Source organism: Butyricicoccus sp. (assembly GCF_050872565.1).
Classification (GTDB): Bacteria; Bacillota; Clostridia; order Oscillospirales; family Butyricicoccaceae; genus Butyricicoccus_A.
The window spans coordinates 1-6,699 of the sequence record NZ_JBNMHC010000100.1 but is presented as its reverse complement, the minus strand read 5'-3'; the positions used below and the strand labels follow the sequence as shown (position 1 = coordinate 6,699).

The window sequence follows — 6,699 nt, the reverse complement described above, 5'->3', positions numbered from 1 at the left end:
GATTTATGCTTCCGCACAGCTCGGCGCAGAGGCAATGAAACATGGACGCAGCCAGATTGCCAGCAAGCGCAACGAAGTGGCAAATAACGGAGATAATGCCTATGAAACGTATTTGGTTCGTTTTCAGCTGGCAAACGGCAAGACCTTTGCCAGACAGTATATCATGCCGATAGATAACAAAGAGCTGGCAGACAACGGCGAGGCAGTGCGATATTCCCAGGAATATTTGTCTACCAATACGCCGGAAGCGATTGCACAGAGCCGAAAGAATCTGGTCAAAGCGATTACTGTGTTTGGCAATGCCGCAGACGAGTACACGGCGGGCAAACAGATTGACAATCAGCAGGCGATCAGCACCTTACTGGATACCTTGCAGAAGGAGTCTTTGCAAAGAGACAAGGCATACATGGACAGTCATGCGCCGGAATATTATCTTTGTGCGACTGGAAAATGCAAGATTCAGGCGAACGATGAGAGCGGCGATTTGCCCAATTCCGATACCAATGGCGATGATATGATTGTCATTCCGATTTATGACTATGAGACCCAGACGCTTTCGCTGATTCGCAAATATGTCGATGCGATGCCAAAGACATTCAACGTGGACAATGTTGCCAAGATCTCGGTTTCTCTTTACGTATCAGACGACGGGAAAGAAGAGTACCAGGACTTTACGCAACCGGCGGACATTGCGAAACTTCTTCCGGCTGTCATTCCCAGAGTATATACGAACAGCGTAGATTCGGCGATTTACAGTACGCGCATATTCCACTCTCTAACTGCAAACGTTTATCTCAAAGACGGAGAAAAAATTACTTGTGATTGTTACGTAAATAAAACAGGAGGATTAGTACAATGACGTTTACGATTGGCGGCGCAGACGGCCCGACCGCAGTTATGGTGACCTCAAACACGAATTTGCTGTGGACGGATTTCATCCCTGTATTTTTGATTCTGGCGGGCGGCGTATTGCTGCTTGTGCTGGTTCGGTTGCTGTATGAGAGATACCGCAATCGGTAAAAAATAGAAAAATTGGGCAGCACCTGCGGAAATTCGCGGGTGCTGTTCGACGCTTCGACAGAAATTTAGAGAAAAATTCCTGATTTTGCAAGAAAAAACGAAGAAAATACAGCAAAATTTTTTGTCAAGACTTTACAAATAGTTATAAAATCAGTATACTATAAATACTAGCTGTATCAAAATTTTGATGCAGGGGTTTAGAACAGAGATGGAGCAAGCATACATGGCAAGTGACTTTTCCCGTACTTTGGCGCTGCTGCGCCGCGAAAAGAGAATAAGCCAGCGGACTGCCGCAGGAGATCTTCAGGTCTCGCAGGCGCTGCTCAGCCATTACGAAAATGGGCTTCGGGAACCGGGGCTCAGCTTTGTTGTGCGCGCTGCGGATTACTATGGCGTGTCCTGTGACTATTTGCTGGGACGTAGCCTGTCCCGCGAGGGCGGCATGGCAGCCAATCCGGTACCGGCAAATGCGGAAGAAGTAGAAGTGGATGCCGAGCTGGCTCGCAAGCAGAAGCTGATTACCGATTCGGCACAGATTCTGCTGGATGCGGCGGCAAAGTCCGGCTCGCGTCAGCTGCTCAATGAGCTGACCATGTATTTGTCTGCGGTAGAGTATAAGCTGTTTCGGTATCTGTATGCAGCAGACGATGCCAATCCGGAAGAAGCATTCCGCACCAAGGAAGCGCGCTTTGATGCGCTGTGTGATGCGCGCATGAAGCTGACAGAACTGCGCATTCAGTGCGCGGCACAGGGCGGCGGTGCACTGGGTCTGGAAGAGGAAGAAGCCAAGCTGCCGAGCTTGTCGCTGGCAAATCTGCCGACAGCCTATCCGGAGTACGCAGAATCTTTGCTGCAAGTCTTGCAGAATGTGTCGGATTCTATCGAAGAATTTGACTGCACGACAAAAAAGAAAAAATAATTTGCAAGAAAGTGTTGACAAATACAGAAAAGCATGATAATATAAACAAGTCGCTGAGAGATGCGGCGGATGAATGAGACGCGGTACGCTGGTGTAGCTCAGTTGGTAGAGCAGCTGATTTGTAATCAGCAGGTCGGGGGTTCAAGTCCGTCCACCAGCTCCACGATTTCATAAGATAAGTAAATATGGGAGGTTTCCCGAGTGGCCAAAGGGGGCAGACTGTAAATCTGTTGTCAACGACTTCGGTGGTTCGAATCCACCACCTCCCACCAAAGAAGAGAGTACAATTCGTACTCTCTTTTGTTTTTGCTCTCAGGAGGAATTTTCAATGGAACAACGAGTATTGACAGCACTCGTGGGAACGATTTGCATTTTGCTTGTCATTCCGGCGGTTGGCTGTTTGATTCACCTCATTCGGACGGCGATTCTCCGCGTGATTGGTGAGATGGTGGGCGGAGAGACCGCTTGGTTTATTGCGAATCGTGCGACATTCCTTGGTGTGGTGCATCATGAATGTGCCCATGCCTTGGTAGCGGTGCTGACGGGTGGAAAAATAGAACAGATGCAGCTGTTTCATCCGCAGGGCGATCAATTGGGCTGTGTGGTGTGGCGTCCGCGCCGATTGTATCCCGGCTCGTGCGCCATTCAATACACGTTAGTTTCGATTGCACCGGTGGTATTTGGATGCTGTACTGTGTATTTGTTGGGAAAATATGGTTTGCCTATGTGCACCAGTGCGTGGCAGACGATTTTGGTGGGATACATGCTGTTTTCTATTTTTATCCAATCTACCATGAGTCGGCAGGATGTGCGCGTGGCCGCAAAGGGGCTGCCCGTGTGTGCGGCGATGATTTTCGCTGTTTTGTTTCTTGCTGACATAGATGTTTTAGCATGGTTGACTGGTATGAATTGGAAGCTGGTTTTTAGCGACATTTTTACATAAAAATAATAACCGCTCAAGACGTAAGCACTTGAGCGGTTATTGTCCCATCATTGTGGGGGTTGCCATCCGGGGAGATGCAACAATATATTATATAATCCTTCCTGTTAAGTATACCACTGGACAGAAAGAAGGTCAATACGTTTGTGAAATATTTTAAATCGTATATCAAAGAAAAGAAAAATTCATCGAAATGTCTCATTTGATACGGTGTAAATTTCAGTACATACCTCAATCCAAAATCCATGTAAAATTTTGCTTTTACCTATATTGGTGGAACAAAAAACACCCCGAATCCTGCGATTCGAGGTGTTTTTCTGTTTGGTGCGGATAACAGGACTTGAACCTGCACGGGAAACCCGCTAGAACCTAAATCTAGTGCGTCTGCCAATTCCGCCATATCCGCATACCTATAACAGTAATATCCTAGCATAGGCTGTTCTGGATTGTCAAGCAAAAACGGGAAATTTGTTTGGGCGGGAGTGTTCAAATACCGGAAAATATGCTACAATAAAAGTACTTGTGAAGATAAAACGATGGGCACAAAATCGTGCACAGACGATAAAGGAAACAGAATGATGAAAAGACTGAAAAACTATGTGGCATTGCTGCTGTGTGCGGTGCTGCTCAGTGGCTGCCAGATCATTTCCGGCGGAGATGATTTGCTGCAAACACCGAAGCCGTCACAGGAGTATACGCTGCTGCAAAACAAATTGGAACAGATTATGGGCACAAAAATGACGTATGCTGCCCCGCAGAGCGGTTCTTATCGCAATGCCGTGACGTTTGCAGATATTAACGGAAATGACAGCAAGGAAGCGATTGCTTTTCTGCGCGATGAATCCGGCGGAAAGATTTACGTCTATGCCTTTACCAAGGAAAACGACGAATATCAAGAGCTGGGAAGCGTCGAGGGTCCCGGTACGGCAATCGGTGCCATGGACTTTATCCGTGTGAATAACAGCAAGCAGAGACTGTTTACATTGACTTGGACGCTGTCCGGCGGCGTTGGCAAGGGCTTGACCGTGTACAGTATTCAGGACGGAAAGCTCAAGGAACTGCTCGATACGACGTGCACGGATTATACCATTGCCGATCTCGATCAGGATGGCACAGAAGAGCTGTTTACGCTGTCCTATGAGGGCGCAGGGCGCAAGACGGCACAGGTGTATTCCTATGCCGACCATCAAATGAGCCTGCTGTCACAGGCCTATGCTTCGCAGGATGCCCAAACCGTCGCCAATTTGCAGGCGGGTCAGCTCAATCCGGACGGCACGCAGGCGGTCTTTGTGGATAACAAGATTGAAAACGACAACGGAATGCAGACGGATATTTACGTGCTGGACAAAAACAACACAACCCTGCGCAATCTGTCGCAGAACTCCAGTACATCGACGTATCGTGCGACAACGCTGTACTTCTGTGAGGACATTGACAGTGATGCTGCGATTGAAGTGCCGCAGCCATCGCCGGATGCTTCCAGCGCGGTGCGCGTGACGGACAGCGTGCTCGGTGAGACGAGCAGCTCGGACATCAACAGCTTGATGGATTGGTATCAGTTTGACAGCACGGGCAAAGCCAATTTGGTTCTGACAACCTATAAGAGCCCGACAGAGGGCTGGATGCTCAAATTCCCGGAAAAATGGCGCAGAAATATTACGATTAGTGCCAACAGCGGAACCGGTGTCAATCAGACGGTATTCACGCCAAAGGGCGAAAATACGCCGCTGCTGACGCTGTATGTCTTTACTGGTGACGGGCGTGAGCAGAAGGCAGAACAACAGGGACTGATTGATCTCGGCTCAACATCCGATATTAGCTATGCGGCAAAGCTGGGAAATACAAACAGCAGCCTTGCCCTGTCTCAGAAACAGATTGAAGATGCGTTCTGCGTTGTTGTGAATGAATGGTCGCAATAATGCGGATGGGTGAGAAAAGGAGAAAAAACAACAATGATGACGCGAAAAGTTTTGGTGCTGGAGGATGAAGAAAACATCCGCGCTTTTGTGGTAATCAATCTCAAGCGAGCAGGCTATGAGGTGGTACAGGCGGGAAGCGGCGAAGAGGCACTGGAAAAATATCAGGAAAATACCGATGTCGCGGTTTGTATTCTGGATGTCATGCTGCCGGGTATCGACGGCTACGAAGTGTGCCGCACCCTGCGCGGTGAGGGCTATGAGGGCGGCATTATTATGCTGACCGCCCGCACCCAGGAATCCGATAAAGTAACCGGTCTGATGACCGGCGCGGATGACTATGTGACCAAGCCGTTCTCTGTTTTGGAGCTGACCGCCCGTGTCGATGCGCTGGTGCGTCGTCTGGGTCTGCACTCGTTTACCACAGAGACCATTCAGAGCGGCGCATTTTGTCTGGATATGCGCGCGAGAGAGCTGAAGAAAAACGGCAAGCGCGTGGATCTGACGCAGGTTGAGTTCTCGTTGATGAAAACCTTCTTGGAAAATCGCGGCAGAGCGATGGATCGAGAAGAGCTGCTCGGCGCGGTTTGGGGCAAGCACTATTCCGGCGAGCTGAAAATTGTAGACGTCAATATTCGTCGTCTGCGCATCAAGGTGGAAGATGATCCGGCGTCCCCGCAGCATATCACGACCGTGCGCGGCTTCGGCTATATGTGGAAGGATTAAGGTTCTATGGATAAAAAAGTAACTGCGGATACCAGAGAACTGCCTGATATTTCGCAGGAATTCAAAGCAAAAAAGGATGGAGACAACGGTCCGCGCGAAATACGCGTGCAGCACGCACACGGCGGTCTGAAAGGCCGCTGGACGATGAACTCCATGACCATCATCATGGCAGCGCTTGCGATTGTGACGATTTTCGTGACGACGATTTCCGCCAGCTATTATTACAATAACATTCGGCAGAATTTGTACACGCGCGTCACACAGTCCGCGAGCTTCATCAATCGATTTCTCAATTCCAGTTATGACCAGTTTCTCTCTGCGAGCGAATCCTTTGTCGCCAATATGGAGGACAAGGACAAGCTGGAGATTCAGATTATTTCCAGTTCCGGCAGCATTTTGTCGTCGTCGTCTTCTTTTACGACGATTGGATCGGAACCGGGCACCAAGGATACCGCACAGTGCTTGGAGCAAGCTGCAACGATTGTCTGGATGGGCAAAGACAGTGTGTCTGGCGAACGGGTTATCTCGGCATCCGCACCGCTGTATGATACCAATGGCAATTTGATTGGCTGCGTGCGCTGTATTTCTTCGATGGCATTGGTGCAGCGGCAGATTATCTTCATTGTGCTGGCTTGTCTGATGCTCGGCGCATTTTTTGCGCTGGCTGTTGAGCTGTCCAATCGCTATTTTATCAAGTCCATTGTCGAACCGGTCATGAAAATCAATATCATTGCCAAAGAAATCGCGGCTGGACGCTACGGAATGCGTCTGCACAAGGTCTATGACGATGAGATCGGTGATTTGTGCGATACCATCAATCACATGTCGGAGGAAATCAGCCGCGCCGAGCGCATGAAAAATGACTTTATTTCTTCGGTCTCGCATGAGCTGCGCACCCCGCTGACAGCGATTGGCGGATGGAGTGATACATTGATTGCGGGCGGTGCAACGGATCCGGAAGAGGTCATCATGGGTCTGGGCATCATCCAGAAGGAGAGCCGCCGTCTGACCCAGATGGTCGAAGAGCTGCTTGATTTTACCCGATTGGAATCCGGCCGCATGAAGCTGAATATGGAGCTGTTCGATGTCGGTGCAGAGCTGTATGAAGCGGTCTATATGTATGAAAACATGCTGGAAAAGGAAAATATCCAGCTCGAATATGATATTCCGGATCAGAT

At 49.2% G+C, this 6,699-nt stretch carries 7 protein-coding genes and 3 tRNA genes; 9 read left to right on the top strand and 1 reads right to left on the bottom strand.

Annotated elements, in window-relative coordinates; all coding sequences use genetic code 11:
• The 6 genes from ACR0P9_RS05765 to ACR0P9_RS05740 all read left to right on the top strand — a co-directional run.
• Positions 1-859 (top strand): hypothetical protein (locus ACR0P9_RS05765; protein WP_432618172.1); only part of this gene is annotated, 859 nt, incomplete at its 5' end.
• Positions 856-1,020, top strand: a complete 165-nt coding sequence (locus ACR0P9_RS05760) for a hypothetical protein (protein WP_432618170.1) — start codon at positions 856-858, stop codon at positions 1,018-1,020. The genes ACR0P9_RS05765 and ACR0P9_RS05760, both read left to right, overlap by 4 nt.
• Positions 1,021-1,243: 223 nt before the next feature.
• On the top strand, positions 1,244-1,939 hold the full coding sequence (locus ACR0P9_RS05755; RefSeq protein WP_432618168.1) for a helix-turn-helix domain-containing protein: 696 nt from the start codon (positions 1,244-1,246) through the stop codon (positions 1,937-1,939).
• A gap of 87 nt (positions 1,940-2,026) precedes the next feature.
• A tRNA-Thr gene (locus ACR0P9_RS05750) sits at positions 2,027-2,102 on the top strand.
• Positions 2,103-2,126: 24 nt separating this feature from the next.
• A tRNA-Tyr gene (locus ACR0P9_RS05745) sits at positions 2,127-2,211 on the top strand.
• Between the two features lie 56 nt (positions 2,212-2,267).
• A complete protein-coding gene (locus ACR0P9_RS05740) occupies positions 2,268-2,882 on the top strand; it encodes a M50 family metallopeptidase (RefSeq protein WP_432618166.1) in 615 nt (204 codons plus the stop codon).
• Between the two features lie 319 nt (positions 2,883-3,201).
• Here the strand turns inward: ACR0P9_RS05740 and ACR0P9_RS05735 are convergent.
• Positions 3,202-3,285, bottom strand: a tRNA-Leu gene (locus ACR0P9_RS05735).
• 172 nt (positions 3,286-3,457) lie between these two features.
• Here ACR0P9_RS05735 and ACR0P9_RS05730 point away from each other — a divergent pair.
• The 3 genes from ACR0P9_RS05730 to ACR0P9_RS05720 form a co-directional block, all read left to right on the top strand.
• Positions 3,458-4,798 carry a hypothetical protein gene (locus ACR0P9_RS05730; protein ID WP_432618164.1) on the top strand — a complete coding sequence of 447 codons (1,341 nt, stop codon included), beginning with the start codon at positions 3,458-3,460 and terminating at the stop codon, positions 4,796-4,798.
• Positions 4,799-4,834: 36 nt separating this feature from the next.
• Positions 4,835-5,521 (top strand): response regulator transcription factor, encoded by a 687-nt coding sequence (locus ACR0P9_RS05725; protein ID WP_432618174.1) that lies wholly within the window; start codon positions 4,835-4,837, stop codon positions 5,519-5,521.
• 6 nt (positions 5,522-5,527) lie between these two features.
• On the top strand, positions 5,528-6,699 hold a 1,172-nt coding region (locus tag ACR0P9_RS05720; RefSeq protein ID WP_432618162.1), incomplete at its 3' end, for a sensor histidine kinase.

What these genes read in the sequence shown, in the direction of transcription:
- ACR0P9_RS05755 (WP_432618168.1), top strand. Translation starts at nt 1,244, where the DNA reads ATGGCAAGTGACTTTTCCCGTACTTTGGCGCTGCTGCGCCGCGAAAAG.
- ACR0P9_RS05730 (WP_432618164.1), top strand. Translation starts at nt 3,458, where the DNA reads ATGAAAAGACTGAAAAACTATGTGGCATTGCTGCTGTGTGCGGTGCTG.
- ACR0P9_RS05760 (WP_432618170.1), top strand. Translation starts at nt 856, where the DNA reads ATGACGTTTACGATTGGCGGCGCAGACGGCCCGACCGCAGTTATGGTG.
- ACR0P9_RS05740 (WP_432618166.1), top strand. Translation starts at nt 2,268, where the DNA reads ATGGAACAACGAGTATTGACAGCACTCGTGGGAACGATTTGCATTTTG.
- ACR0P9_RS05725 (WP_432618174.1), top strand. Translation starts at nt 4,835, where the DNA reads ATGACGCGAAAAGTTTTGGTGCTGGAGGATGAAGAAAACATCCGCGCT.